At 66.3% G+C, this 25,697-nt stretch carries 23 protein-coding genes and 1 tRNA gene; 14 read left to right on the top strand and 10 right to left on the bottom strand.

The genetic code is table 11. From position 1 onward, the window contains the following. Window positions 1-47 precede the first annotated feature (47 nt). The 3 genes from AB0N02_RS37015 to AB0N02_RS37005 all read left to right on the top strand — a co-directional run bounded on the left by AB0N02_RS37015 (window position 48) and on the right by AB0N02_RS37005 (window position 3,372). Window positions 48-965 carry an ABC transporter ATP-binding protein gene (locus tag AB0N02_RS37015; protein WP_363956581.1) on the top strand — a complete coding sequence of 306 codons (918 nt, stop codon included), beginning with the start codon at window positions 48-50 and terminating at the stop codon, window positions 963-965. After that, complete coding sequence (locus AB0N02_RS37010) at window positions 962-2,572, top strand: ABC transporter permease (protein ID WP_363956578.1); 1,611 nt, start codon at window positions 962-964, stop codon at window positions 2,570-2,572. Before AB0N02_RS37015 ends, AB0N02_RS37010 begins: the two co-directional genes overlap by 4 nt. A 119-nt stretch (window positions 2,573-2,691) precedes the next feature. Next, window positions 2,692-3,372 carry a hypothetical protein gene (locus AB0N02_RS37005; RefSeq protein ID WP_363956575.1) on the top strand — a complete coding sequence of 227 codons (681 nt, stop codon included), beginning with the start codon at window positions 2,692-2,694 and terminating at the stop codon, window positions 3,370-3,372. 39 nt (window positions 3,373-3,411) lie between these two features. On the opposite strand, the gene AB0N02_RS37000 is transcribed toward AB0N02_RS37005, so the two are convergent. Together AB0N02_RS37000 and AB0N02_RS36995 are read right to left on the bottom strand one after the other, a co-directional pair. Next, window positions 3,412-5,217, bottom strand: a complete 1,806-nt coding sequence (locus AB0N02_RS37000; protein WP_363956573.1) for a WG repeat-containing protein — start codon at window positions 5,215-5,217, stop codon at window positions 3,412-3,414. Between the two features lie 230 nt (window positions 5,218-5,447). Next, window positions 5,448-5,639: a hypothetical protein gene (locus AB0N02_RS36995; protein ID WP_363956570.1), complete on the bottom strand. Its 192-nt coding sequence runs from the start codon at window positions 5,637-5,639 to the stop codon at window positions 5,448-5,450. A gap of 221 nt (window positions 5,640-5,860) precedes the next feature. Here AB0N02_RS36995 and AB0N02_RS36990 point away from each other — a divergent pair, with 221 nt between their 5' ends. Next, window positions 5,861-6,424 (top strand): hypothetical protein, encoded by a 564-nt coding sequence (locus AB0N02_RS36990; protein ID WP_363956567.1) that lies wholly within the window; start codon window positions 5,861-5,863, stop codon window positions 6,422-6,424. Window positions 6,425-7,108: 684 nt separating this feature from the next. On the opposite strand, the gene trpS is transcribed toward AB0N02_RS36990, so the two are convergent. Next, the gene (gene trpS / locus AB0N02_RS36985; RefSeq protein ID WP_363956565.1) at window positions 7,109-8,221 is read right to left on the bottom strand and encodes a tryptophan--tRNA ligase; all 1,113 of its coding nucleotides are present in this window, start codon (window positions 8,219-8,221) and stop codon (window positions 7,109-7,111) included. Window positions 8,222-8,563: 342 nt separating this feature from the next. Then, window positions 8,564-9,148: a phosphatase PAP2 family protein gene (locus tag AB0N02_RS36980; protein WP_363956562.1), complete on the bottom strand. Its 585-nt coding sequence runs from the start codon at window positions 9,146-9,148 to the stop codon at window positions 8,564-8,566. A 493-nt stretch (window positions 9,149-9,641) separates the two neighbouring features. Here AB0N02_RS36980 and AB0N02_RS36975 point away from each other — a divergent pair, with 493 nt between their 5' ends. Together AB0N02_RS36975 and AB0N02_RS36970 are read left to right on the top strand one after the other, a co-directional pair. Then, window positions 9,642-10,160, top strand: a complete 519-nt coding sequence (locus AB0N02_RS36975) for a SigE family RNA polymerase sigma factor (RefSeq protein WP_363956559.1) — start codon at window positions 9,642-9,644, stop codon at window positions 10,158-10,160. Next, window positions 10,157-11,287: a hypothetical protein gene (locus AB0N02_RS36970; protein WP_363956557.1), complete on the top strand. Its 1,131-nt coding sequence runs from the start codon at window positions 10,157-10,159 to the stop codon at window positions 11,285-11,287. Before AB0N02_RS36975 ends, AB0N02_RS36970 begins: the two co-directional genes overlap by 4 nt. Before the next feature lie 308 nt (window positions 11,288-11,595). Here AB0N02_RS36970 and AB0N02_RS36965 read toward each other — a convergent pair whose 3' ends face one another. Next, window positions 11,596-12,558, bottom strand: coding sequence for an ankyrin repeat domain-containing protein (locus tag AB0N02_RS36965; RefSeq protein ID WP_363956554.1), 963 nt, complete (start codon window positions 12,556-12,558; stop codon window positions 11,596-11,598). Between the two features lie 454 nt (window positions 12,559-13,012). Between AB0N02_RS36965 and AB0N02_RS36960 the strand changes: the two genes are divergently transcribed. The 3 genes from AB0N02_RS36960 (at window position 13,013) to AB0N02_RS36950 (ending at window position 16,484) form a co-directional block, all read left to right on the top strand. Further along, a complete protein-coding gene (locus AB0N02_RS36960) occupies window positions 13,013-13,984 on the top strand; it encodes a zinc-binding dehydrogenase (RefSeq protein ID WP_363956552.1) in 972 nt (323 codons plus the stop codon). Window positions 13,985-14,898: 914 nt separating this feature from the next. Next, window positions 14,899-16,080 (top strand): MBL fold metallo-hydrolase, encoded by a 1,182-nt coding sequence (locus AB0N02_RS36955; RefSeq protein ID WP_363956549.1) that lies wholly within the window; start codon window positions 14,899-14,901, stop codon window positions 16,078-16,080. A 56-nt stretch (window positions 16,081-16,136) separates the two neighbouring features. Beyond that, window positions 16,137-16,484 (top strand): hypothetical protein, encoded by a 348-nt coding sequence (locus AB0N02_RS36950; RefSeq protein WP_363956546.1) that lies wholly within the window; start codon window positions 16,137-16,139, stop codon window positions 16,482-16,484. A gap of 138 nt (window positions 16,485-16,622) precedes the next feature. On the opposite strand, the gene AB0N02_RS36945 is transcribed toward AB0N02_RS36950, so the two are convergent. Continuing rightward, complete coding sequence (locus AB0N02_RS36945; protein WP_363956543.1) at window positions 16,623-17,078, bottom strand: DUF4265 domain-containing protein; 456 nt, start codon at window positions 17,076-17,078, stop codon at window positions 16,623-16,625. A 121-nt stretch (window positions 17,079-17,199) separates the two neighbouring features. Between AB0N02_RS36945 and AB0N02_RS36940 the strand changes: the two genes are divergently transcribed. Continuing rightward, window positions 17,200-17,272, top strand: a tRNA-Val gene (locus tag AB0N02_RS36940). 465 nt (window positions 17,273-17,737) lie between these two features. Then, complete coding sequence (locus AB0N02_RS36935; RefSeq protein ID WP_363956540.1) at window positions 17,738-18,871, top strand: NAD(P)/FAD-dependent oxidoreductase; 1,134 nt, start codon at window positions 17,738-17,740, stop codon at window positions 18,869-18,871. 86 nt (window positions 18,872-18,957) lie between these two features. Here the strand turns inward: AB0N02_RS36935 and AB0N02_RS36930 are convergent, their stop codons facing one another. From AB0N02_RS36930 to AB0N02_RS36920, 3 genes are all read right to left on the bottom strand, one after another. After that, a complete protein-coding gene (locus AB0N02_RS36930) occupies window positions 18,958-19,512 on the bottom strand; it encodes a hypothetical protein (protein ID WP_363956537.1) in 555 nt (184 codons plus the stop codon). A gap of 392 nt (window positions 19,513-19,904) precedes the next feature. After that, window positions 19,905-20,513 (bottom strand): hypothetical protein, encoded by a 609-nt coding sequence (locus tag AB0N02_RS36925; protein ID WP_363956534.1) that lies wholly within the window; start codon window positions 20,511-20,513, stop codon window positions 19,905-19,907. A gap of 102 nt (window positions 20,514-20,615) precedes the next feature. Further along, complete coding sequence (locus tag AB0N02_RS36920; RefSeq protein WP_363956531.1) at window positions 20,616-20,870, bottom strand: hypothetical protein; 255 nt, start codon at window positions 20,868-20,870, stop codon at window positions 20,616-20,618. Window positions 20,871-21,360: 490 nt separating this feature from the next. Between AB0N02_RS36920 and AB0N02_RS36915 the strand changes: the two genes are divergently transcribed. The 3 genes from AB0N02_RS36915 to AB0N02_RS36905 all read left to right on the top strand — a co-directional run bounded on the left by AB0N02_RS36915 (window position 21,361) and on the right by AB0N02_RS36905 (window position 24,596). Beyond that, window positions 21,361-21,738: a lactococcin 972 family bacteriocin gene (locus AB0N02_RS36915; protein WP_363956528.1), complete on the top strand. Its 378-nt coding sequence runs from the start codon at window positions 21,361-21,363 to the stop codon at window positions 21,736-21,738. A gap of 103 nt (window positions 21,739-21,841) precedes the next feature. Beyond that, a complete protein-coding gene (locus tag AB0N02_RS36910) occupies window positions 21,842-23,923 on the top strand; it encodes a hypothetical protein (RefSeq protein ID WP_363956525.1) in 2,082 nt (693 codons plus the stop codon). Between the two features lie 49 nt (window positions 23,924-23,972). Then, on the top strand, window positions 23,973-24,596 hold the full coding sequence (locus tag AB0N02_RS36905; RefSeq protein WP_363956832.1) for an ATP-binding cassette domain-containing protein: 624 nt from the start codon (window positions 23,973-23,975) through the stop codon (window positions 24,594-24,596). 543 nt (window positions 24,597-25,139) lie between these two features. Here the strand turns inward: AB0N02_RS36905 and AB0N02_RS36900 are convergent. Next, window positions 25,140-25,343 (bottom strand): hypothetical protein, encoded by a 204-nt coding sequence (locus tag AB0N02_RS36900; protein ID WP_363956522.1) that lies wholly within the window; start codon window positions 25,341-25,343, stop codon window positions 25,140-25,142. Between the last annotated feature and the right edge of the window lie 354 nt (window positions 25,344-25,697).

The raw sequence follows: 25,697 nt of genomic DNA, 5'->3' as shown, positions 1-25,697 counted from the left end.
CGGGACAGATCGCGGAGCCCGGCTCCGCCAACGCGAGGAGCATCACCATGACTGACGCCGTCTCGGTGGCGGGATTGGTCAAGACGTTCGGCGCCACCAGGGCGTTGGACGGCCTCGACCTCTCCGTGCGCACCGGAGAGGTGCACGGCTTCCTGGGGCCGAACGGCGCGGGGAAGAGCACCACGATCCGCGTCCTGCTGGGCCTGGTGCGGGCCGACGCGGGCGTCGCCCGCCTGCTCGGCGGCGACCCGTGGACCGACGCGACGGCGCTGCACCGGCGGCTGGCCTACGTGCCCGGTGACGTCACGCTGTGGCCGAACCTGTCGGGCGGCGAGATCATCGACCTGCTCGGCCGACTACGCGGAGGGTTCGATCCACACCGCCGGGCCGACCTGCTGGAGCGCTTCGACCTCGACCCCCGTAAGAAGGGGCGCACCTACTCCAAGGGCAACAGGCAGAAGGTGGCCCTGGTCGCCGCCTTCGCCTCCGACGTGGAACTGCTCGTCCTCGACGAACCGACCTCCGGCCTCGATCCGCTGATGGAGGAGGTCTTCCGCGAGACCGTCAAGGAGGAGGTACGGCGCGGCGACCGGACCGTGCTGCTGTCCAGCCACGTCCTCGCCGAGGTCGAGGCCCTGTGCGACCGGCTCACCATCATTCGCGACGGCCGGACGGTCGAGACCGGAACGCTCTCCGACCTGCGGCATCTGACCCGCACCAGCGTCCAGGCCGAGCTGGACGGCCCGCCGTACGGGCTGGAGGACCTGCCGGGCGTGCACGACGTTCGCGTGGACGGTGGCAGGGTCCGCTTCGACGTCGACTCCGCCGCGCTCGGCGCGGCGCTGGGCAGGCTCTCCTCGGCCGGCGTGCGCGGCCTCGTCAGCCGGCCGCCCACGCTGGAGGAGCTGTTCCTGCGGCACTACGACAGGGCGGGCGCGGTACGGCACGCGGGAGCGCCCCGATGAACGCGCTGACCGGCACCGGGCGGCTGATCCGCCTCATGCTGCGACGCGACCGATGGCTGCTGCCGCTGTGGGTGCTCATTCCCTGTCTGGTCCCGCCGGTGTTCGTCGCCGCCTTCAACGGCGCGTATCCCACCGCGCAGGCACGCCAGGAATACGTGGAGACAAGCCTCCACAACACCGCCTTCACCGTGACGTACGGCCCGCTGCACGGCTCCGGTCTCGGCGAGCTCGTCAGCTGGCGGTCCGGGTTCGTCCCCGTCGTGGTCGCCCTCGTCAGCCTCCTCACCGTCATCAGGCACACCAGGGCGGAGGAGGAGGCGGGCAGGCGCGAGCTGATCGGCTCGACCGCGGTGTCCCGGCACGCCGGCATGGCCGCCGCCCTGATCGCGACCTGCGCGGCCTGTCTCGTCCTCGGCGTGCTGTCGGCACTGGTCCTGATCGGTCAGGGCCTGCCCGCTGCGGGGTCGTTCGCCTACGGGTTCGAGCCGGTCGTCGCCGGATGGGTCTTCGCCGCGGTCGGCGCGGTGGCCGCCCAGCTCGGTTCGGGCGCGGGAAGTGCCCGCGGCGTCGCCGTCGGCGTCCTCGGCACCGCCTTCCTGCTGCGCGGCGTCGGCGATGTCAGCGCGCTGTCCGGCGGCGGTCTGGGGTGGCTCTCCTGGCTGTCACCGATCGGCTGGGCACATCGGCTGCAACCGTTCGGCGACACGAACTGGTGGATCGTCGCGCTCGCCGCCTGCGCGACCGCCGCGCTCACCGCCGTGGCCGTCGCGCTGTCCGCGCGGCGAGACCTCGGCAACGGCCTGCTCGCCGCCGGACCCGGCCCCGCCGTCGCGCCGCCCGGCCTGCGTTCCCTCCTGGGCCTGGCCTGGCGTCTGCATCGCGGATCGCTGATCGGCAGGACCGCTGGCTTCGCCGTGGTCGGGCTCGGTCTCGGCGGCGTCGCCGAGAGCATCGGCGAGTTGATGAACAACGGCTCCCCCGCGGCACGCGAGCTCCTCGCCCGGCTGGGCGGCCCCGGCACGGTCGTCGACCAGTACCTGGTGGGCATGATGACCATGTTCGCCGTGATCGCCGCCGGATACGCGATCCAGGCGTCGCTGCTCCTCAGGACGGAGGAGAACAGCGGGCGCGCCGAAACGCTGCTCGCCGCTCCTGTCGACCGGCTGCGCTGGGCGGGCGGCCACCTCGTCCTCGCGCTGCTCGGTCCGACGCTCGGGCTGACCGCCTTCGGGGCGGCCTGCGGGCTCGCGCACGGGCTCAACACCGGTGACCTCGGCCACGACCTGCCCCGCGTCCTCGTCGCCGCGCTCGTCCGGCTGCCCGCGGTATGGCTGTTCACCGGACTGACGTTCGCGCTGTTCGGCCTGCTGCCCCGCCTGGCGCCGGGCGCGTTCGTGATCCTCCTGGTCAGCCTGCTGCTCGGCTGGCTCGGCGAGGAGCTCCGGCTGAGCCGGTGGGTGCTGGACCTGTCGGTGTTCAACCACATCCCGCGGTTTCCCGGGGAGGAACCGGCGGTGCCGCCGCTCGCCGTACTGACCGCGATGGCGGCGGCGCTCGTCCTCCTCGGCCTGTACGGCCTGCGCCGCCGGGACATGTCGCCCGGCTGACATGGCACGGCCGCCTTCTCCACCGGACATTTCATGAAAAGAGCACGATTGCCCCGGCCGTCCGAGATCGGACCGCGTAGCGGCCGGAGGTGTCGGGGATGAGTGCTACGTTCGCGCGCATGCGAAGCAGTTACCTTGCGTGGGACGACGCCGTGGACCTGTTCGAGCGGCGTGGGCTGCCGAAGAGTACGTACGAGAACCTGTACGAGGAGGAGTACATCCTGGTGCCCGGCTCCGCCTCGGTGGCCGGAGAGCTCCCCCTCGACGAGCACGAGCGGACCCCGTGGCAGGAGGGCACTCCCGACGGGGCCACCGGATACGTCATAGACGGCGACCTGACCGTCGACGGCAACATCACCGACGTGGACGACGGCGCCGCCGCGCTGATCGTGCTGGGAGACCTGCGGGCGAGGAACATCTACCTGGCGGGCGACGCGAAACTGATCGTGCTCGGTCATGTGACGGTGGAGACCTTCGTCGGTGACATGACCGAGAAGCTGGTGATGATCCACGGCGATCTGCGCACCACCGTGTCGATCTTCTGGAACGAGTTCTGCCCCGACCTGGTCGCTGGCACCCTCCACGGCAGAGTCCTCGCTCCCGCCTATCTCGACCTCCCCACCGCCCCCATCGGCGGTCTCGCCGACCCGGCACCCGACGCCCCGCTCAGCGACCTCCTGGTCCCCGAACTACTGATCACCGGCACTCCCGGCGCCGACGACTTCCCCGAGATCGGCGTCCGCGGATCCGCCCTCCACGAGCATCTCCTCACCGGTCTCCCCCTCACCCGAACCTCCTGATCCGATCCACCTGTTCACCCCGGCGACGCCCGTCGCCCGTCACCCGTCCGCCGGCTCCGGGTGAACGGGAACGGCGGCGAGCCACAGCTGGTGCTCGAAGGCGCCGCCGGGATAGGCGGCCCAGCGTTGCAGCACCAGGAATCGGTCTCCAACCCGCCACACCCGGAGATCGTCGTCGTCGCCGTCGAGGAGGTGGCCGGGACCGGCGTCGTCCGTTGCCGGGCCGTACCGCGTACCGAGCCGCTCGGCGAGCGTGGCGAAGTAGTGCCTGAAGGCCGTGTCGGCACCGTCGCCCAGGAACGGATAGGCGCCCCACGTGCTCTCGTAGGCGTAGTCGGCGGCGAGTTCCTCCAGGGCACCGATCTTGGCGTACCCCTCGACGTCGTCCTCATCCGCCCCGGAGAGGTCGTAGACGTCGCTGTCGCGGTCACCGGCGTACGACACCGTGTAGGGCAGGAAACGGCGCGGCTCGGCGGCGAGCAGTCTCTCGGCCGTGACGACGATGTCGCCCTCCCAGTGAGCCGGGTCGTAGAAGTGGTACGCCGCGTCCCGGCGCAGGAAGGGACGTTCCGGAAAGAACGTGCCCGGCGCGGGGTCGCTCCGCCACGCCTCGCCGCCCTCCGCGTCGAGGACGCGCAACACCCGCCCCGCCTCACCGCCGGCCTCACCGCCGGCCGCGTCGTCGACGCACGGCCTCCGCTCCGCCGTACCGGGTTCGGCGACCTCGACGCGGCACACCTCACGTCCATGGGTGTCGACGTAGACGACGTCCCCCTCGTAGGTGACGAACGGGGCGACCCCGCTCGAGGTGAAGCCGTACACGCCGCCGTAGTCCTCGTCCTGGTCGGCCAGCGGCTCGCGGTAGGGCAGGGGGACGAATTCGCCGTCGGCGCGCAGTATCCCCCAGTCCTCGCCGTGAAGCGCGACGGTCGCGCCGCAGGGCCGGAAGTCCATGGCCCAGGTGAACGGCCCGGGAATCGCCACGGCGCCCGTCTCTCCGACGAAGCTCACCGGTGAGATCCCGTGCCCGAGGCGCGCGAGTCCACACACCATCCGGTCACTGAGGCCACCGCGGTGGGCCACGACCGTGGAACCGCGCGCGTCGAGGAATCCCTCGCCGCCGTCCTGGAGGCGCGCGGACACGAGACCTTCCCCGGTGAACTCCCCCATGTGGAGGTAGCGGGGCTCGACGATCCAGTCGCCCTGACGGTCGATCAGCCCCCACCCCCGCCCCCACTCGGCCTCCGGATCCCGCGCCGGCGCCGCTCCCTCCGGGGAGAACGGCTTCGCGAACGCGAACCTCGGCTTGATCATCAGGGTGCCGTCCGTGTCGACGTAGCCCCACCGGTCGTCGATCCTCACCGCCGCCAGCCCGGCGGCCGAGAACCGCCCGGCCTCCGCGAACGGGCCGGGAATCACGACCCGGCCGCCGCCGTCGATGTAACACCAGCCCTCGTCCACGCGCACGGCGGCCAACCCGGCACCGGCCACGTCGCCGTGCCCCGTCGCGTCGCCGGACCGGCTCGCGTCGTCGAACCCCGCCGCGTCGCCGTATCGGGGCTCGATCACGATCTCGCCCCGGTCGTTCAGATAACCCCAGCACCCGTCGCGCTGGAAACGTGCCAGCCCACCGCTGAACGCCTTCGCTCGCTCAAGAGTGGGTTCGACCAGCCATCGGCCGGTGTGGTCGACGTACCCCCACCGCCCATCCAGAGCCTGCGCCGGCGCGATGCGACCGGCTCCAGCCGCGCCGTACGGAACGACCGCGCCGTATGGAACGACCGCGTCGAACCGCCCCACCTGCCGCAGATCCGGCGGGCGCACAAGCGTGCCGTTCGAGCTCACCAGCGCCACACGCTGCCCGAACGGGCCATGCCCACAGCAACGGACCGGATGTGGAGGCGGTACGGCAGACACGGGCGTTTCCTTCCCATCGCTCTCACTCGACTCCGACAGGATGGCCATATCGGAGGTTCCGGTCCCGCAGGATCCTGTTCGGATCAGAATCAGGGACGAACTTCGCGAGCCTACGGGCATCCCGTACGGTTCCCGCACCGGCCGGTCTCACCAGGCGGTCAGCCTTGCATGACCTGCGGCCGGTCGAAGACCGTGTTGTCGATGACCACGTCCGCCAGGTGCAACGGGTCGACCTCGGCGACGTAGAGACGCTCGGCCGGCAGGTAGCGCTCGCGGTGGAGCGTCTCGGCCTCGGAGCCGGCCCAGTCCTGATCGCGTTCGGCCACATCGAGACCGAGAAGTGTGGACATCGGCCCGGCGCGAGGTCATGAACAGGAGCCCATGTCTCACGATCTTCGATTTCCACGTCGAGACGCCTCCCCGTCAGACATGGGCATCGCACGCCGAACGCCACCGAATCGCGGAAAGCACCCTCTGTCGCCGCGTCGCACCGGCACGGCCCCGCCACGGTTGGAAGGCAGTCTGATCACGGTCCACGGAATAGATACCGATCTCCGCTTACTGTGCACATATGCGGCGTTTATGTGGAGTCGGCCTGCTGGTCATCGGGCTCATGAGCGTTACGGGTTGCTCGCCTCCCATCGCCGGATCGACCGGGGTCAGCGTCGACACGGAGGGGCATCCGATCATCGTCTTGGCATGGTGCGAGGGAGCGGCTCCCGAGGGTGTGCACATCTCCCACTACGAGGACGCTTCTGGCCCGTGGAGTACGATGCCCGGCCCTTCGTCGGCCGCGACGGTCATGGACGATGTGGACTTCATCGCACCGTCCCTGGACGGACAGAGCGCGTCCGTCCGGCTGGATGCCCCCGATGAGGGTTGGACGGTGGAGCCGAAACCGTTCGTGTTGCGCCCGAGGGTGCTCTATCACGCGTTCGGTCATCAAGGAAGAGGCTCCAACCAGGTCAACACCGGCGGCGTCAGCTTCTCCGCCGACAGCGTGGCAAAGCTCAAACCGGGATCGGTACTGGTCCAGCGGTACGACGAGAGACGGTCACCGCCCGATTGGGCCGATGTCGTGATCACTCGGGAAGAGTTCGACCGCCAAGGCCGGGAGCGGGCCAGCTGTCAGTGATCACTTCCTCCTCGCGCCACGACCTTGGTCGCAGATGGTGAACAGAGGTATCCCCGCCTCGCCTTCGTCGCCCCGGTGTCAGGTGAGGTGGCCGCGGCGCTGCCGGCCTGGACAGGGGACGTCATACCCGAACGGCGGCGCGGCCCCCGGCGACGGGGAACGACGCCGGAACCGCCGCCGGCCGAGAAGATCGACGAGGATGTCGTGCCGCCGGTGCGGTACCGACCGGATCGGCGACCCCGGCTCCGTCCGCGTCGACGGGGGGCCATGTCACGACTCTGGCATCGGAGCCGGTGAACGTGTGCGGTCACCGCATCGGCGCCGTCGGCCATTCCCTCCGGGGAATTGTCCGGTGGGAGCCTCTTCTGAGGCCCGCGGGCAGTGCGAGGTCGAGCCGGCTGAGACGGCGGCGCTGACGGGGCGAACGCAGGGTATGGGGGAAGTCCACCCGTCCAGTGTTCCGGAGCCGTCCATTCCCTCAGGGGAATTTCCGTCGTTCCCGGAGCGGAGCACGATCCGTCCCGTGAACACGCGACCGGGGTCCTGCTCCCCACCGACCACAGCCGGTGGGACGACGCCCGGCGGTTGGCCGACTTCGGCGTCCGCGCCGAACGGCTCGGCGCGCTCGAGCGGTGAGACACCGATCCGGCGTGAGAACGTGGCGGTGTCTCACCGCCTGCGGTTTCAGTAATCGCTGTTCATGGCGGTACGCACCTCGGCGAGGGTGGCATCGGCCACGGCTCTGGCCCGCTCGTTGCCCTCACGCAGAATCCGGCGGAGGTGGGCTCGGTCCCGCGCGTACTCGGTCCGGCGGGCCCGGATCGGAGCCAGGTACTCGTTGACCGCCTCGGTCACGGTCTTCTTCAGCGCGGCGGCTCCCGCGGAGCCGATGTCGGAGGCGACCTGCTCGGGGGTTCGGTTCTGGCAGAGGGCCGCCAGAAGGAGAAGCGAGGACACCTCGGGGCGAGTGGACGGGGCGTAGGTGATGTGGCGCTCGGAGTCGGTCTTGGCCCTCTTGATCAGCCGAGCCGTCTCGTCGGCGTCGGCGGCCAGGGTGATGGAATTGCCCCGGCTCTTGCTCATCTTGGCGCCGTCCGTGCCGAGCAGCAGCGGCGCGCTCGACAACAGGGCGTCGGGCCGGGGGAACACGGCGGTGCCGTTGCCGTAGCGGTCGTTGAAGCGACGGGCGATGGTCCGGGTGAGTTCGAGGTGAGGGAGCTGGTCCTGGCCGACCGGGACCAGGTTGGCCTTGCAGAAGAGGATGTCGGCGGCCTGGTGGACGGGGTAGGTGAGCATCAGGCCGCTGACGGCGGACTGGCGCGAGTGGGCGATTTCGTCTTTGACCGTGGGGTTGCGGTTGAGCTCGGCGACGGAGACGAGGCTGAGGAAGGGCAGCATCAGCTGGTTGAGGGCGGGAACGGCGCTGTGCGTGAAGATCGTGCTGCGTACCGGGTCCACGCCGATGGCGAGATAGTCCAGCACCAGCTCCTCGACGTGCCCGGCCAGGTCGTCCGCGACATCGCGATCGGTCAGTACCTGGTAATCCGGGATGATCACGAACATCTCCACGCCGAGGTTCTGCAGACGTACCCGGTTGTGGAGCGTGCCGAAGTAGTGGCCCAGATGTAGTCGTCCGGTGGGGCGGTCACCGGTCAGCACCCGGAACTGCCCGGGATCCTTGAGGATCAGCTCTTCCAGCACCGCACTGCGGGCCTGCGCGGCGGACGTCCCCAGCGTGTCGGTGGCGGAACCGGACGTGAGGGTCTCGGGATCCGCGATCTGAAGGGTGGTTTTCATGAGGTCTCCTGGTGGGTCGGGATCGCCGTCAGGACGACACGCCCCCTGCTCCAGGGAAACAAAAAGGGCCGTTCGTCCGAACGGCCCGGTTCATGCGTGAGAGGCGGCCGCTCCTACAAGGAGCGCCACCAGCTCAGACATGACGAAAGATGCACGCACACATCATAACCTCAGCTCCCCATGCCCCGACGAAACCGGACTCACCCCCGACCCGGCGGGGATGTTCCTCGCCCCCGGCTTCATCTCACAGACACCCCACGCCCGGCAACGCAGGACCGCTCACCACAACGTACGGCTACGCACCCCAGAAACGATCAACGGCGCCCACCGGGACGGCGGCGCTCAACCCCGGGCCCCCCGACGCTCGGCCAGGTGGCCCCACACCGATACGACGGCGATGGAGACGACCAGCAACACGACGCTTCCGGCGATGTCGAGCACGTAGTGGTTCCCCGTGATGAGCACGACCGTCGCCATACCCAGCGGAAAGATCCACGACAGCAGCGCCAGGCGCGGATGGGAGGGCCGCAGCGCGCACCACACGGCGTACGCGCACCACAACGACCACCCCACGTGCATGCTGGGCATCGCCGAATACAGGTTCTGGCCGTTGTCGACCGCTCGTGAGGCATGGCCGCCCAGAATGTCGTGCTCGGCGATGACGTCGACGACACCCGGCAGGGCGAACCGCGGGGGCGACATGGGCAGCGCCCAGAAAACGGGCAGCACGAGGGCGGTCATCGCGACGAGGGTCCGGCGGACCTTGACGTAGACGTCGGCCTGCCGGACGAAGACCCACACCAGCACACCGATGATCGCGAGGTAGTACAGGCGGTAGTAGTACACCGCAGGTTGGATGAGGGCCGGATGTTCGGTCAGCCACCGGTTCGCCTTCAGCTCGATGTCCAGGTGGAGAGCCCGCTCCATGGATTGCAGGGTCAGAGCGTTGGCGGTGGCGGCTGCGACGTCTTTCCCGGCGGCGGCATGAAGCCGTGAAAAGAGCAGGATCACGAGCAGCAGGCCGGCCACTTCGACGAGTGGTGCGGGGCGCCCGCCTGCCCTCCCGACAAATGCGGCTGAGCGGGCACGCGCGCCCAGACGTGATAATCGGCCGGCGGCCACCTCACGTAGGCTCACGCCGGTCACCCTAATTCACTCCGCTTTGGCGTGGATCATGTCAGCCGATGGACATGTGGCGGGCCGAAGACCGGCTGTTCCGGCACGAGAATCAGGCGGATGACCGCGTACAGCTTGATATTCGGCAGGCCTCACGGCGCCGGCCGTTCTCCCCGCGGTCGCCCCTTCTCGCGATCGCCCTTCTCGCGGTCGTCGGCAGGAGCGGGACGGTACGGATCGGCGCCGCCGCCCTGCAACCTTTCGCCCGGCGGGTCGCGTTGGGAACGGGCGAGAGGAGATCACATTGGATCGTCACGACGGCTTCCGCGAGTTCGTGCTCGCCCGCCAGCAGGCGCTGATGCGGACCGCGTACCTGCTCACGGGAGACGCCCACCTCGCCGAGGACCTGCTGCAGAGCGTACTGATCAACGTCGTGGGGCAGTGGCCCAAGCTGTCCGCGGACGGCAACCCCGAGGCGTACACGCGCAAGGCGCTGGTGAACCAGTACATCTCGTGGAGGCGCCGGCTGCAGTGGGAGTGGCCGAGCGCCTGTCCGCCCGAGCACGGTGCCTCCTACGACGAGGAGGCGGTCGACCGGATCATGCTGCGCCAGGCGCTGGCCAAGCTGACGCGCAAGCAACGTGCCGTGATCGTGCTGCGTTTCTGGGAGGACCTCACCAAGACGCAGACGGCCGAGGCGCTCGGCTGCTCGGTCGGCAACGTCAAGAGCCAGACCCACCGCGCGCTGGCCCGCTTACGCACGCTCGCACCCGAGTTGGCCGACCCGCGTTCCCTTTCCGACTTCCAGGAGGTGACACCATGACGAGGCTGCGCAGAGCTCTGGGAGGCATCGCCGAGGAGGCACCCGCAGTGGACCTGGCCGACCTGGTCGACCTGGCCCTGGCGGGCCACCGGCGCAAACGGCGCGCGACCGCCATACTGGCCGCCGCCGCCACGGTCGCCACGGTGGCGGCGACGGGTGCGGTGACGAGTGCGGTGACGGCCGCCTTGGTGCCGTCCCGGTCCCACGAAGCGGCCGCGCCGCGACAGGCGGAGGCGGTACCCGACCTGCCCGAGGGCGATGTGGGTCCGCTCGGCTACGCGTATGAGACGCCCTGCGAGGTCGACAAGGAGCAGCGGGACGTCGACTGCGGTGCCGTGGAGTGGCGAGTGGTCACCCGCGCCGGCAGGACCTACCGGCTGCCGCAGGCGCTCGCCATGACCGCCCAGGACCGTCGTGTGCCCATCGCGATCAGCCGGGACGGGCGCATGCTCGCCTACTACAGCCGGCAGGCCCAGGCGCACGTGGTGCGCGATCTTGTGAGCGGTTCGCAGGTGACGTCTCCTGTCACGCTGAAGGAGGCACGCATCGGCGTGGGCTCCATGCTCGTGCTCTCCGACGACGGCCGCTACGTGGTGTTCGACCCGCGCGAGGGGAGCAAGGAGCCCGGACTGCTGATCGACGTGCGCACCGGCAAGACGGTGCGGATACCCGGCGAATACGAAGCGATCAGTGTGCGGAACGGCGTCGCCGAGCTCGTCCGGTACCTCAAGACCGACCTGTGGCTGATGCCCGTCGCCGGCGGAGGCAGGCCGGTGCGCTTCGACGGCGCGTTGATGGGTTTCAGCGAACTCGCCCCGGACGGCCGCACGGTCGCCGCCTTCGAGAGACGCGACTCCAGGAAGGAGGTCCAAGAGATGCGCACGCTCACCCTGCTCGACGCCGACACCGGGCGCAAGCTGCGCAAGGTGCCCATCCGCAACCTCCCGGAGGGCCAACCCGTCTTCGTCACCGGCCTCTGGCGGAGTGGATCGGAGCTCACGGTCATGTTGACAGAGGGGAAGCACATGCGTGCCTACGGGGTCGACACCGGCACCGGGAAGGCCCACCGGCTGGCCGACTACCCGAACACGCCGGATCTGGTGCTGCCGGGGATCGCGAGTGACTGAGCGGAGATCGCCGGAGAGGAGCGGGTCCAGCGGTTCGAGGCGCCGTCTGCGACGCCGTGGCGCCCTCCTCACTCGGAGTGGCAACGCCGTACTCCCACCGCAACCAGATCAGCGGTGCTCGGACTCGTCAACATCGCGTGGAAGGCGGCCCGGCTGCCGGCGCTGACTCCCGCCCCCTCCCCTCCACCAAGACGGGAGACCCGGTTCCAGTGTCGGCGGATTCGGGCCTCTCGTTGTTCGGGGCCATGCGGCCGGTCTCTCTCCGGAGGAGAGCCGTACGGCCTCCGCATGTGGAAGGCCGGTTCTCCCTAACGCAGGTGTTCGGGCAGTCTCAGCCACATGTCGGCCCGGCCATTGATCGATCGGCTGTCGGCCGGCCGCAGGCCCACTCCGGCATAGCAGTAGGCCTCGGCCTCGCCGTGGTAGAGGTAGGCGGCGAGGATCTCCTCCGCGGGCTCTTCGTAATAGACGCTGCCGCCGCCGGGGTGGGTGTCCCATTCCTCGATGACACCGTCGCGGGCGACGGCTCCCTGGTTACCGCTCTTGGGATTGGCGAACAACCCGTAGCAGACGGTGCCCACCGACAGGCGCTCCATGACACCGGGGTTGGACGCGGCGTATCCGCACGGCTGAACGACGGCACATCCGCCGGGCACGTCCGTGATGCCGACGACCGCCAGGCTGGCGTCGAAATCCTCCCAGGGGTCCTCCATGATCTTTTCAACCTCGGCGTCATCGGCCGGTACGGCCTCCAGGCGCCGTACCGCCTCGGCGGCGGTGATGCCGGCCACGCAGGCGATGCTGTAGCCGTCGTCCTCGAAGGACCCCAGTGCGGCGATCAGACGTCCGGCCTCCGCCACGGCGGCGGTCTCCGCGGTGGACAGGCCTGCCTCGCCATCGGGGAGAGTGAACAGGTCAGGGGTGGGAGTGGCCAGGCTGAGCCGTCCGGGGGACCAGCCGTTCATCATCGGTCGCCACGGGTCCGCACCGGCGGCGACCAGGGCGCGGGCGTTGCCGGGGCGGTTGGCGAAGACGGCGTCCCAGAGCGCGGTACGACCTTCGTGCTCCGCGTCGACGTCGTCGACGCGCCGGGCCAGTTCCGCGACCACCTCGGGCGACCCGCGCTCGGCCGCCGCGTGAAGCGGTCGTCCGTGGAAGAACACCCCTGAATTCGGGTCGGCGCCCGCGTCGAGCCGGGCGCGGATCAGGCCGAGGTTCGTCCAGTCGTTCCACCCGATACCGGACCACCCGGATTCATCGTTGACGACCATGGTTCTCCTTGAGGGGACGTACGAGATATATGACCGCCGATCATGGCGTACGAGGCCGACAGATTCGGGCCGCGGGAGGGATGCCCCCTCCATGGTCATGGATACCGGCCGGCGAGAGGCCAGGCGGAGCCGGCGCAAAGTCAGGGAACCCTCGTCGAGGGCGCTCCCGGCGATGAAGGCGATCGCCTCCCCGGAGATCCTTCCTCCTTTGACCTGAGTGCCGGCATTCGGACGAAGTCGGTGACGCTCAAAGCGGTCGCCTGCTCGTCGAACACAAGGGGGGTGCCGTGAGCAGACCCGGCTCGGCCGTGAAGGGGTCAGAGCCGTGCGCCGCGGCGCGTGATCACTTGACCTCGACTTTGATTGAGGTTGAAGACTTCTCTGTGCCGGTGCCGGTGCCGGTGCCGGGGCTGGGGCTGGGGCTGGACAGGCTGAGCGCAGGGGAGCGATTGACGTGCGAGTGGTGCAGGTGACGCGTTTCGGGGGTCCTGAGGTGCTGGTTCCGAGCGAGGCACCGGACCCGGTTCCCGGACCGGAGCGGGTGGTGGTCGACGTATCTGTTGCAGGCATGACGTTCGTCGAGACGCAGATCCGGCGTGGTGTCGACAAGTGGCACAGCAGGCCCGCATTGCCGTACGTGCCGGGCGGTACGGTGGCCGGCCGGGTGAGTTCGGTCGGGGAGGGTGTGGATCCGAGCTGGTCCGGACGACGCGTCATCGCCGACATCGGGGAGACCGGCGGCTTCGCCGAGCGTGCGGTGGCCACCGTGGAGAATCTGATCCCGGTGCCGGAAGGGCTGGGGCTGCCTGAGGCCACCGCACTGCACACCGACGGCAGCACCGCGCTGGGGCTGGTCGAGGGAGCCCGGATCCTTCCCGGGGAGTGGGTGCTGGTCGAGGCGGCGGGTGGAGGTGTCGGCACTCTGCTGGTGCAGTTGGCTCGGGCGGCCGGGGCCAAAGTCGTCGGAGCCGCGCGCGGCGCACGGAAACTGGATCTGGTTCGCGATCTGGGCGCGGATGCCGTGGTCGACTACTCCGATCCAGACTGGGCGAAGCAGGTACGCGAGGCGACCGATGGCGCGGGTCCCGACGTGGTGTTCGACGGGGTCGGTGGAGAGATCGGCCGGACCGCGTTCGAGGTGACGGCGGACGGCGGCCGCTTCTCCGTCCACGGTGCTTCCAGCGGCGAGGTCACAGCGATCGACCCCGCTCAGGCTCGACGGCGCGGAGTCACGGTGATCGGAATCGAGCAGCTCTTCGGCTTCGGGCCACAGATGCGGAACTGGGCCGAGCGAGTGATGGCGGCGGCGGTGGCGGGCCGGATCAGGCCGATCATCGGGCAGGTTTTCCCCCTGGAGCGCGCTGCGGACGCACACGCCGCGATCGAGTCACGCAGCGCCCTGGGCAAGACCCTGCTCCTGATCTGACGGCGTTCCAAGGCGTCACTCCCCTGGGTTTTACAAACATGACCCGGGAAAACGTCTCAGGATCCATCCCGCGTATATCCCGCGCCCACCGGCCGAGAGCCGCTCAGAGTGACGTACGGCTGCGCGGAGCGAAAACGCTCAACGACGCCTACCGAGGGGAAACCCCTGGTCAGGCGCCGTTTCGGGTGGTCGGCGGAGAGCGTGGGATTCGAATTCACGAGGACTGTCACCAGCCCCAGCGGTTTTCAAAAGACTGCTGTCGAGGTGCCACGGAGCGTGAGAAATCTCGGCGCCTCGCTTGTCGAAGGTCGAGACCATACGCGGCGATCCGCCGTGACGCGCGCGACGACATGTCCTCTCGGGCCCTGCGGAAAAAGCACGGTATGGGATTTCGCACGGTATGGGATTTCGCACGGCGCAAAAGGCGCCGGCCCCGCGAGGCGTTGGACCGCGTCGTCCAGCGCCAAGCCCCTCCTCCTTGTCAGACACGGTGTCGCATCATCCGGCCTGAGATTAGTACACGGCAGACGAGGTGCTCCGTGGTCCGCGGCACGTAACGTCGGCGGCCACAGTCGACGTCCGAGGACGGCCCCGTGTTCGAAAACGGAGTATGACGTGCAGGTTCTGGATCCCAGCGTTGTGAAGACCCCGGTACCGACGAGGAGGCCATCGAGTTGGCCGACGAGTTGGCCGGCGACACCGCGTACGGACTGTCCTCGGCCGTCCACACCGGGTCCATGGCGCGGGGAACTCGAGCCGGCCGCCGGGTTGCGCACCGCCATGGTGCGCGCCAACGGGCAAACCAGCAACGACACGGCGCGCAGCCGGCGGCAACTGGCGCGCTAGCACGATCGCTCGTGCCCTTTCCGCGGATCAGAGGCGGCATCGGTGCCGCTGTCGAAGGAAGTGGTCTCATGACGAAATTCCCCATATCCTCCTGCTGCGCGACGTCCGAATCGGGCAGTTCACGGCGCAGCGTGCTCAAGGGCATCGGTGCGCTCGGCGGGGCGAGTGTGGCCGGTTTGGCCGGTGCCGTGTTCACCCCCGCCGCGGCGAATGCGGAATCGGCCAAGTCAGGGCCGGGCAAGCAGGATTGGGCCGGTACGAGCGTGGTGCTGCTGGGCACCGGCGGTGGCCCGGTACCCATGACGGACCGGCAGATGACCTCCCAGGTCGTGGTGGTCGACGGTGCGGCGTACGTGGTCGATTGCGGTAGCGGCGTGGTCCGGCAAATGTACGCGGCCGGGGTGACCCATGCGATGCTGCGGGCGTTGTTCGTGACCCACTTCCACGCCGACCACTTCTCCGACTACCTCCCGCTGATCCTGTTCGGACGGTCACTGCCCGGACACGACTACGGCTATCCCGGGCAACTGCACGTCTACGGTCCGCCGTCGCTGGGCCTGCCGCCCGGGGTGCCGATGCCGGGGGTGGAGCTGATCCAACCGAACAATCCGCACCCGGGCATGACCGATGTCCATAACGGAGTGCTGGCCGGATTCGCCACCACGACGAACAGCCAGGGAATCCGGGCCCGGCTCGGACCGGATATCCGGGACATCGTCGTGCCACACGACCTTCGGGTGAACGCGTCGGCCGATCTTCCGGCGCCGCCCCGGATGCGTCCTTTCACCGTGTACGAGGACGATCGCGTGCGAGTGAGTGCCACCCTGGTCAACCACTACTGGCCCTTCCCGGCGTTCGGCTTCCGGTTCGACACCGACCACGGCAGCGTCACATTCTCGGGCGACACCACGCCGAGCGACAACCTCGTGGAGCTGGCCCGGAACACCGACGTGCTGGTGCACGAGATCATGGACGGCCAGAGCATGCTGGACCACGGCATGGCGGAATTCATGGTGACCGGTTTGCGTGGCTGTCACACCAACATCACCGAGGTAGGCGGTATTGCCGCGAGGGCCGGAGCGCGCACCCTCGCCCTGTCGCACATCGTGCCGCTCTCGATCACCTCGCCTACGCCGCCGAAGATCCCGGTCGGGCACTGGCGGTCGACGATCAGGCGGGACTACGACGGCACCGTCGTGATCGGAGAGGATCTGCAGCGCGTGCGAGTGGGCCGGTCATCCGGACGCTGAAGTCCCGATCGCCTGTCCGACACGCTCACAGCCATTGCCGATGCCCTTCGGAGCCGGTGGCCGTCCTGCGAGAGCACTTCGACGAGTTCGGGGCTCACGAGGACGGCCGGCTGTTCCGGACCTCGCGCGGCGGAGTGATCTCCATCGGGACGTACTGCGAGGCGTGCAAGGCGGCCCGGCTCCCGGCGCTGACTCCCGAACAGCAGGTCTCCCCGCTGGCGGCCCGGCCGTACGACCTGCGCCACGCGGCCGTGTCCCTCTGGCTCAACGCCGGGGTGGCGGCCCCCGAGGTGGCCGAGCGGACCGGGCACGGGGTGGACGTGCTGCTCAAGGTCTACGCCAAGTGCATCAACGGGGGCGCGGAGATCGCCAACCAGCGGATAGACGACGCGCTCGCAGCATGATCGCCCCTGTCCGTTCTGTACGGCCTTGCCAACGTCCAGAGTGCTGACCTGCGAGAGACAGAAGAAGCCCCGAAGACGGTCGGCCGGGGCCGCCCAGAGTCACCGTGCTGCTTCGGACTGGGAGCGTGTGGGGTCCGGTCACGCGGGATCGAGCGCGCACCAGTCGTCGGTGATGCAGCCCTCTTCGTAGTCCCACCGACTGTCCTGCCCCTCCCGGAGGAGCCGCCTCACTCCGGCGAGGTCCGCTGTCGGCGGGACATTCAGCGCCACCAAGCCGAACTGCTCAAGCCCTTCCCCCTCGACGCCCAGGGGCGCGAAGAGATCGAGAACGGCCCCCAGATCGCCTTCGAGGTCACCGTCGCGGTATGGGATGACCCGGATCGTGCAGTTACCGGAGAACTCCACGACCTCCTTCGCCCACACGACACCTTCGGCGTCCGTTTCGAGGTGCACCACATCGCCAGAGGCGACCCCGCGGACGAAGAAGGGGATGTTGTCCAGCCGAGCACGATCCGGTCCCAGGGGAATCGCCCACATGCCCTCGGAGCCGACCGGTGGCCAGCCGTCGTCGTCCTGCTGGAGCTCGAACAGCACACGCACGTGGTCGGCTGGAGCGCTCTGCGTCACAGAAGAAGGATGCCCTACGGGGCCAGATCGCTCCTCCGGGGAATCGGATCACGCAACCTCCGGCCAGAACGTTGACGGCGTGCTCCCAGGAGTCCCGTTCACCACGGAACCCTTCGTTCACACCGAAGAGGTCAGGGGTTCGAATCCCCTCATCTCCACCAGGGGTCGTTCTTGAGTTAGCTCAAGAACGGTTGACGAGATCCCGTCTGATCGCTTGATCGGGCGGGATTTCATCGTTTCCGAGGTCCTGTGGCCGCTGGGTGGGCTGATTGTGGCTCGTGTGGTGGCTGCGGTGGAAGGCGTTGGTGGTGTTGGCTCGCTGTGAGCGCGTGCGAGGCGTCCTACAGGATGCCTTCGGCATAGGACGCCGCCCCGTCCCGGCACACCATCTTCCTGGGCGTGAACGACATGATGAACGGCGGTGTACTGTCCACGTCGACGTGTGACCCTAGGTGAGCACCCGAAGTTCCTCGGTGCGGGCTCCGAGGAGCATGACGCCGGTTCTACGACCACCTCTCGGCAGAGGGGCAATCCACGGTCTCGAGTATGGCGACGGTGTGGAGATATGGGGCAGGTAGCGTGCAAACCAGCGTATGGATGAGGCATCGCCCCTACCGTCGCAAGGTATGCAGACAGTGGATGTACTAGTCGTGGGTGCGGGCCTGGCCGGCCTGCGCACAGCCCGCCTGCTCGCGCGACGGGAACTGAACGTGATGGTGGTCGACCGTCGCAGGTCGCTGTCGACGGGCATCCGCACGACAGGGATCTTCGTGCGCCGCACCCTCGACGACTTCGACGTGCCGGATCACCTGCTCGGGCCAGGTATCCGGGACGTGCTGCTGTATCCGCCGTCGCGGCGGGCACCGATCCGGCTCACCAGCGACCGGGACGAGTACCGCGTGGCCGACATGGCGGCCGTCTACGAGCACGCGCACCGCGCGGCGGAGTCGGCTGGGGCACGAGTGCTTTTGGGCATACGGTATGTCAACGCGTCGATGGGTTTTGTGCGGTTCGCGGGTGCGGAACCGGTGACGGCCCGGTTCATCGTCGGCGCGGACGGCGCCCGCTCCCGGGTGGCCCGTGATCTCGGTCTTGATGTCAACCGGCGCTTCCTCGTCGGTGCCGAGATCGTCCACCCGATCGCGTCAGGCACGACCACCCCGGCGTTCCACTGCGTGCTAGACCCCCGGATCGCCCCGGGGTACCTGGGATGGGTCATCGACGACGGCCGGCATGCGCATGTTGGCGTCGCGGGATATCCGAACGCGATGCGCACCGGCATCCGCCACTTGCTGGACGCCTTCGCCGCAGATGCGCCCGGCACTGCACCGCCGGCCGGGCCGGTTGAGCGCCGAGGTGGTCCGATCCCGGTCGGCGGTGTGCTGCGACGGTTGGCGTGCCCCGCCGGGCTGCTCGTCGGAGACGCGGCGGGCGCGGTGTCGCCGCTGACGGCCGGCGGGCTGGACCCTTGCCTCCGCATGTCCGAACTGGCCGCGGCGGTCACCGCCGGGTACCTGCGTACTGGCGACCAACGTGTGCTGAGCCGGTACGACGGGGACGCGTTGCGGACCCGGTTCCGAGGCCGACTGTTGCTGCGCCGCGTGTTCGCCGGCATCCGATCCCCTGCTGCGGCAGAGGCGGCGGTGACCGTGCTACGCGGTCGTGCCGGCCGCGCCTTGGTGGCACGGATCCTGTTCGGCGACGGCTCGTTTCCCGAAGTCGACCCACGGCTCGCGGACCTGGCGATCGGCCGCCCTTAAGCGCCCCCTCCATCCCAGGTCAGACCTACTCGTGAACACCCCACCAGAGCACAAGACCCGGCGCCAGAACATGGAGCCAGGCCTCCTCACTGTTCAGGGCTATGTCTCGGCTCCTCCTTGTGGGAGGGGCATATGGCGATGGTGCTGACGGTGCCGTCGCCCCAGACGGTGGTGTTCATCATCGTCCGCCCGTCCAGGGACGCCACCGTGAACTCCGGTACGAAGCGCGTCGTGAGCAGCCCCGCCATCGAGCTCCGCAGCCGGTCTACTTCGCTCGCGACGAAGTCCCAGCCATCGAGGAGCCGTACCTGGACCCAGGCGATGTGATCTTCCCCGTCGTACGTTTCGTCGTACTCCGTGTAGTTGGCCGCCAGCAGGAACTCACGGTCTTCGTTGAAGAGCCCGTACTCCGTCGCCATCCGGAACCAGCTCGCATTGACCTTGTCTGGCATGTCCGGGTCGTCGACATCGGCTATCTCGTCCGGGTGAGAATCGAACCGGCCGTGCTCAGGGCCTGTACTTGCGGCTGAGTGTCCCGGTGGCAGTGAAGGCAACTGGACTTCGTCCTGATTTCGCCGCTCTATAAAGCGGAGCCCGGCCGGCGCGAGCATAGCGGCCATCTCGGCATCAGTGATCGTCACAGACGCACGATAACCGTCGAGCAAGGGGCCGATCGCCACGATCGACAAGCGTCATCGTCGCGACACCGGTCGGGATCCGGTGAGCGGAACCGGCACATCCCGTCGGAGTTTTGCAGGTGTGACCTGGGGAAACATGACCAACATCATTCCGCGTATATTCCGCGAGCACCAGCCGAGGGCCGCTCTCGGTGGCGTACGGCTGCGCAGCCCTGAAACGATCAGCGGCGCCTCACCGGGCCGTAAGCCCTGGTCAGGCGCCGTTTCGTGTGGTCGGCGGAGAGCGTGGGATTCGAACCCACGAGGACTGTCACCAGCCCTAGCGGTTTTCAAGAGGGCCGTGTTCCCGGCGGCGACACGCCCTCTCAACAGGGCGAAAGCACTCTCCCCCTCCTCTACCGCATAAGATCATCCCGCATATATCCCACGGGCGGTATGACTCCCACGATGCGCGCCGTTCCGGTGGGTGGCCGCATCTCATGCATGGTGATCACATCGCCCGCCTTGAGGTTTCGCCAGTGTTCAGGGGTGAGGGGAAGCAGTCGTACTGGTGCGCACCCTCCCGGCTTCAAGGAGTCGTGGCCCTCAATCCATAGGCCGGCGATGCTGAGCAGAGGCTCTCCCCCAGAGGTGCGGTGGCCGAGGTCCCACATGGGCCGGAGCAATCCACCGGGAGGTATGGGCGTTGTACGGCTTCCCTCCCCGGCGGGCAACAGGTGAAGTTCAACCAGGAAGGCACCTGTACGGGCCTCGCTGCGCCGCCATTCATACCAGGCAGCATCCGACTTGAGCCACACCAGGCGAGCGGCGTCGGCTAACAGACCCCAGAACTCCGGCGATTGGGGATGCGCGTCACCGAGCTCTTCGAGAAGGAGAAGCGCCATCTCCCACTCGTCGTGCTTCAGGTACTCCAGCACATCGGCCACGCCAACGCCGGATCCGGTCCGAACGTCAGCGGGACAGAGACGGGCCGCCTTCAGAAGGGAAGAGCCCTGGGAGGTCACAACCCGATTGTGCCTGGTGAAAGCTCAGACGCGGGCTGACGCTTCCATAACCGCACCTTCTGACCCGTACAACCCGAGCTGCACCCGGGTTCCCTGCCAAGGTCAAGATTCCGCGGCCCAAACGTCGGCAACGGCTGCTGCGGGAATCTTGGCGATGATCGCTTCCGTCCGCTGGGGGCCGTAGCGAACTTGCCACAGACGTTCGAGATCGTCTTTCTCCTCGGTTGTGGCATTGACCAGGACGCCGAAGATCAGATACCCATCGGCTTCCGTGTAGCCATCGGCGCCCAGCTCGATGGTCTCGCCCGAGTGGAACCTGACCACCCACCGGCTTGGGACACCGACCGCGCACTCCATGGATGGAGGCTATCTAGCATGGTCGCCCGCGCGTGACCTGGGTTGAGCACGCCTGCGCGACCTGGGGAAACGCTCCATGATCCATCCCGCGCATATCTCACGAACGGTGACATGCGGCTGCTTCTGGTTGCGTTCGGCTGCATGGCACGGAACAGCAAAAGAGGCCCCGTAGCACTTCTAAGCTGCCGTTTGGCTGCTGGCTGCTGGCAAGTGCAGAACTTGAACCTGCGTAGGCTGAGCCGACGGTTTTACAGCTCGTGACCGTTCCTACGGTGATACGGCCGCTGACCTGGTGCGCAGCACGTTCACGACTTCCCTGCCGCCATGATCATTGCACGCATATTGCACGTCACGGCAGAAGCGGCCAAAGGTCCATTCCACGACTGATCACACTCTCGCCCGTCCCTGCACCAGTAGAGCAGACGGACAAATGGTCGCATGAGACGATTTTTACCCCTTGTCGGGAGACGATCATGCAGGTACTCTTACTGTGCATATCACGACAAGTCAGAAGCCTTCCGACAACCCCCTTCTGGAGGAGCTTATGGGTACCAACCATGCTGTAAAGAGAATCCTCAAAGGAACTGTGATCGCTGCCGCAGGTATAGTCCTGATTGGCGGTCCGGCTTATGCCGTTGTCGAGAACGTGGGAGGAGGCAGTTGGGACCACGGCTTTAACTACCCTGCGTCCGAGGTGTACTCCAACTACTACCACGGCTCCTACTGCCACGGCTCCACGGCGGTTGGCGTATACACTGACAGGTCACCGGCGACGAAGAAGGGCTCGTGGTCTGAGGCAAGTGCGCCCATCGCAAGCTTCAACAACGAGACCTACTGGCGGCACGAGGCCGAATCTCACTGCAGCTAGCTGAGTTCGCAGTGAAAAACAAGCTGGCTCCTGATCGGCGCATCCCTCTGGACACACCGGTCACGAGCCAGCTTCCTTAATTTTCGACCAAGCATAGTACCCATTGGAAGTTGCATTGATCCACAGAGGACTGAAGGCCGCTCTAGTCGTTATCCTGCTGTCTTCCTGTGTTATAGCGTTTTCAGTACTGCATAGGGTCGATGGCGACATAATTATGGGCTCGGATTACGCACTCCGCGTCACCGATAAGCAGGGTCAATCGAACAGCGACCAAGCGGTAAGGGAAATCGCAGCGTTCGCCAGCAGAAACCGGGTTAATATTGCTCGGTTTGTACCCGATCTTCATGATGCTCGCAAGCGTTACCTATACCTTGCCTCCGGAGACCCCGAGGCAGTATCGACCCGTTGGAAATCTAGCGGTTATCCCTCTTTTAACCAGGACACCGTCACAGAAGTGCGGGATATCGTTGAATCAAGCAATATAGATCCCCGGGGTTACTACTATGTCTTCGGAAGCTCCGATATAATTGGAGCTCTCCAAGTTCAGTTTGCCGAGCTCGGCTTGCGCACCACCCTGGTTCCACTCCTCAACGTCACGACTGTACTTCGCCTCTTCTTCAATCAAGCCCTGCAATGGCTGTTCCTTATCATATGTGCCGCAATAATATCCATTACCGGCCTGAGCGCTATTTTCAATTCAAAGTTTTACGGGATTCAGCGCTTGCACGGTAGGTCATTTGGCCAGATAATCCTTGCAGACCTCACTCAAATTGCTATCTTTTACGTTAGGGCAACGCCACTCGCGGCACTGATAACCACTGTCTTTCTGTACGCATACAACAAGCTGAATCAGGTTGGGGTCTACGCCGGTCTAGCGGTAATCTTCGTGGCCCTGCTGCTGACACTGTCCTTTATAATTCATGTTATCGCGGTAGCGCTGACTTTTCGTATTTCCATAACAGGTGCCATAAAAGGGGAAATTGCGGCCATCTGGGCCATTTTGAGTTCCTATACGGTTCGGATATTGGCTATTGTTATTACCTTCACTGTAGCCGTCGATGTTCTCGCTTCCTGGCAGCGGCTTGACAGTCAGGAGAAGAGTCAGTCGCAGTGGACATCGGCGGGTGGTGCGGTTCGAATTCTACTGAACGGCGCACTGGACAAAGAGAGTGATCAACAGCTAACAACAGTTGGTCGTTGGATACGCCAGGAGGATAACAAAGGAAGAGTGGTCCTTGCAGTACGCAGGAAGCTTCGGGAGTTTTTGCAGAACGCCCCCGTCGCCGATGTTCTCCTAATCAATAACACCTATCTCGCAAAGCAAAATGTGCTACTCGAGTCGGGTGAACGAGTTAGTGCTTTGGGTGACGAGAAAAAGATTCGAGTGCTGATTCCGCCGGCACATGATCGGAACAGGGCAAGAATTGTTGACGGCCTTTCTGAGTGGGTCTCCTTTATGGCGGATCTCAGTGGGGCAAAAAAACACGATGTTGTCGGTCTAAAAATGAGAGCGGGACAATCGCTGTTCACCTATGGATCGGGTTCCGCATCTATTCGAAACCCGATCGTGAGCGATCCAATTGTCATCGCGATCCCATCAGGATCGAATCTGCTTCCCGACAAGGAGTATGCGGCGTACGCTACTATGGCGTCTGTGGTATTCCTTGATCCGAACGATGTTTACAGAGCTAGGGTAGATAAGCGGATGGCGGCGTACATTAATGGCGTCCAGCCTATTTCTCAGCGTGCTGCATATGAATATCAGAACAGCGTTCGGGAACTGAACTTCCAGTTCGGAAATCTGCTTATAACTATAGTTGTCATCCTGGTCACCGCTCTGGGTATCTGCCTGGCCTACTGTCGCAGGAACGCGCAGATGATATTTGTTCGATTCATCCATGGCTGGTCATTCTTTTCAACGTATAAGAAGCTGTTTATCTTTGAAGTTGTCCTAGCGATTGGCGCAGTCGCTTGGGTCGCTCAGGATACAGCGTTCCGCATGAGTTTTCGAGAAAATGGGACGCCACAAAACATGCCGCCCTCGGTCGCGGAGGCTCTAACCTCCGTTACCGGCTGGGAACCCACTGTGGTGGGAGTAACAGTTTCTGTCGGAGTTTTCCTCATGCTCGCGGTTCTAGCGATTTTGAACAAGCGCCTGATCAGGGAGATATCCATTGATACCTAACCGCACTGTGCAGAACGTGGGTGAGGAAGCGGGGCGGGAGTCACGCCCGCTGGTGTCGGTCAAAAGGATCTCGAAATCGTTTGGGGCACGATCACTCTGGGAAAATATTTCTCTCGATGTGGAGAGGGGGCAGCTTCTTGCACTGACGGGCCGTAGCGGTGCAGGAAAGACTACGTTGTTGAACTGTATCGGATTGCTCGAATCGGTCGACAGCGGAGAGATTTGCATTGGCGACAAGGACATCACCAAGCTCGGCTCTCGCGGTACACGCAGATTTCGCAGGGATCAGTTGGGGTACCTCTTTCAGAATTATGCCCTGATAGAGAATGCCACTTTGCGGGATAATCTTGATGTTGCGCTGGTAGGGCGGCGAAAGCGGAGTGAGCGTAAATCTTACGACGCTATCCTAGAGCGGGTGGGTTTGGGTGGCCGCGCCAAGGACAAAATCTATCTCCTTAGCGGTGGTGAGCAACAGCGCGTCGCCCTTGCCCGTCTGCTGGTAAAGCAACCTTCTGTGGTGCTAGCAGACGAGCCTACCGGTGCACTCGATCGTGAGAATGCTGACCTTGTGATCGAAGTGCTGCGCGATATGGCTAGCGCTGGCTGCGCAGTGATCATCGCAACCCATAATCAACACGTCGAAGATGCCTGCGACGTGGTTTTCAAGATTTGAGGGCATGGAGACCTGACATGGCTTGAATGTCGGACCTACTTTCTGCCGAGAGTGTGGAAACTGCTTACGTGGTACGGCTGGTCGTGCCAGCGGTCGGTGCGCCAGACGATCGAACGGGACAAGGAAGCGATCACGGTGGGGAAGACGCAAGGTGTGGCCCATGGTGGAAAGACTGCGGCGGACCTGAATGCCTAGGCCTGCCTCGAAGACGAGTGCGGTCGGACCCTGAAAGCTCCAGTGGCCCGCACGCGCTGTCAGCGGCTAAGTGCGTGTCGCCGCTGGTGGCCGCGCCGGGTCAGCGCGATGGCAGGAGAGAAAGAAGGTCTCGGTCGCCGCCGTGGCCTACGGCCGGTCCGGATGGCGATCCCGGTTGATTTACCGGCTGCATCGCTACCGACGGTGCGAGAGGAAGATGGCGAGCTTTACCTGACGCGATTGCCGCGGCCTGATCATTATGGCGCACCTACAGCTGGATGTTCCGAAGTCTGAGCTTACTTCTATCACCGCTCCCCCTTCGACCTGCCGCCTGCGAGCAGTCGGCCGCTACCCATCGGTGCGCATTCCGGTAATATCAAGGATCACAAAGAAGCTTGATTTAAGTTCAATGGTCCTCATCGCCCCTGTGAAGGGTCGCAACGCGCGCTGCTGGCGGATGAACTCGGCGAGTTCCTCATCCTCATCGGCCCCTGCGAGGGGTCGCAATGTGTACTCCGGTCGCGGCATGCGCGCGATCAGCGAGGTCCTCATCGTCCCTGTGAGGGGTCGCAACACCACTTTCGCGCCCGTACCGGGGGAGTCGTCGAGTCCTCATCACCCCTGGGGGGTCGCAATGTGTGAGCGAGCTGGCCGTGCAGGTATTCGGCGGTCCTCATCACCCTTGTGAAGGGCGGCGGTGCGGCCCCGGTGCGGCGGCTGAGGGGTGAGTGCGGCGGGCGGGTGGTGCGGTGGGCGGCCCGTGGTCCCGCCGCCGGCCGAGACCGGCGCCCACGCCGCACGCTCGGGCGGCGTTCGGGCGGCGGGCCGTGGGGGGGGGGGGGGGCCCCCCCCCCCCCGCCCCCCCCCCCCAACAAAAAGGGCGGGGGGGGGGTGCTGGTGGTGGTG

The sequence above is a fragment of the Streptosporangium sp. NPDC051022 genome (assembly GCF_040683035.1).
GTDB lineage: Bacteria > Actinomycetota > Actinomycetes > Streptosporangiales > Streptosporangiaceae > Streptosporangium.
Note: the sequence above shows the minus strand (reverse complement) of the source record. Positions and strands in the feature narration are given on the sequence as shown.

What these genes read in the sequence shown, in the direction of transcription:
- AB0N02_RS36970 (WP_363956557.1), top strand. Translation starts at nt 10,157, where the DNA reads ATGACGAGGCTGCGCAGAGCTCTGGGAGGCATCGCCGAGGAGGCACCC.
- AB0N02_RS36965 (WP_363956554.1), bottom strand. Translation starts at nt 12,558, where the DNA reads ATGGTCGTCAACGATGAATCCGGGTGGTCCGGTATCGGGTGGAACGAC.
- AB0N02_RS37010 (WP_363956578.1), top strand. Translation starts at nt 962, where the DNA reads ATGAACGCGCTGACCGGCACCGGGCGGCTGATCCGCCTCATGCTGCGA.
- AB0N02_RS36935 (WP_363956540.1), top strand. Translation starts at nt 17,738, where the DNA reads ATGCAGACAGTGGATGTACTAGTCGTGGGTGCGGGCCTGGCCGGCCTG.
- AB0N02_RS36920 (WP_363956531.1), bottom strand. Translation starts at nt 20,870, where the DNA reads ATGGAGTGCGCGGTCGGTGTCCCAAGCCGGTGGGTGGTCAGGTTCCAC.
- AB0N02_RS36995 (WP_363956570.1), bottom strand. Translation starts at nt 5,639, where the DNA reads ATGTCCACACTTCTCGGTCTCGATGTGGCCGAACGCGATCAGGACTGG.
- trpS (WP_363956565.1), bottom strand. Translation starts at nt 8,221, where the DNA reads ATGAAAACCACCCTTCAGATCGCGGATCCCGAGACCCTCACGTCCGGT.
- AB0N02_RS36900 (WP_363956522.1), bottom strand. Translation starts at nt 25,343, where the DNA reads ATGAGGACCTCGCTGATCGCGCGCATGCCGCGACCGGAGTACACATTG.
- AB0N02_RS36990 (WP_363956567.1), top strand. Translation starts at nt 5,861, where the DNA reads ATGCGGCGTTTATGTGGAGTCGGCCTGCTGGTCATCGGGCTCATGAGC.
- AB0N02_RS37005 (WP_363956575.1), top strand. Translation starts at nt 2,692, where the DNA reads ATGCGAAGCAGTTACCTTGCGTGGGACGACGCCGTGGACCTGTTCGAG.
- AB0N02_RS36980 (WP_363956562.1), bottom strand. Translation starts at nt 9,148, where the DNA reads ATGGAGCGGGCTCTCCACCTGGACATCGAGCTGAAGGCGAACCGGTGG.
- AB0N02_RS37015 (WP_363956581.1), top strand. Translation starts at nt 48, where the DNA reads ATGACTGACGCCGTCTCGGTGGCGGGATTGGTCAAGACGTTCGGCGCC.
- AB0N02_RS36955 (WP_363956549.1), top strand. Translation starts at nt 14,899, where the DNA reads ATGACGAAATTCCCCATATCCTCCTGCTGCGCGACGTCCGAATCGGGC.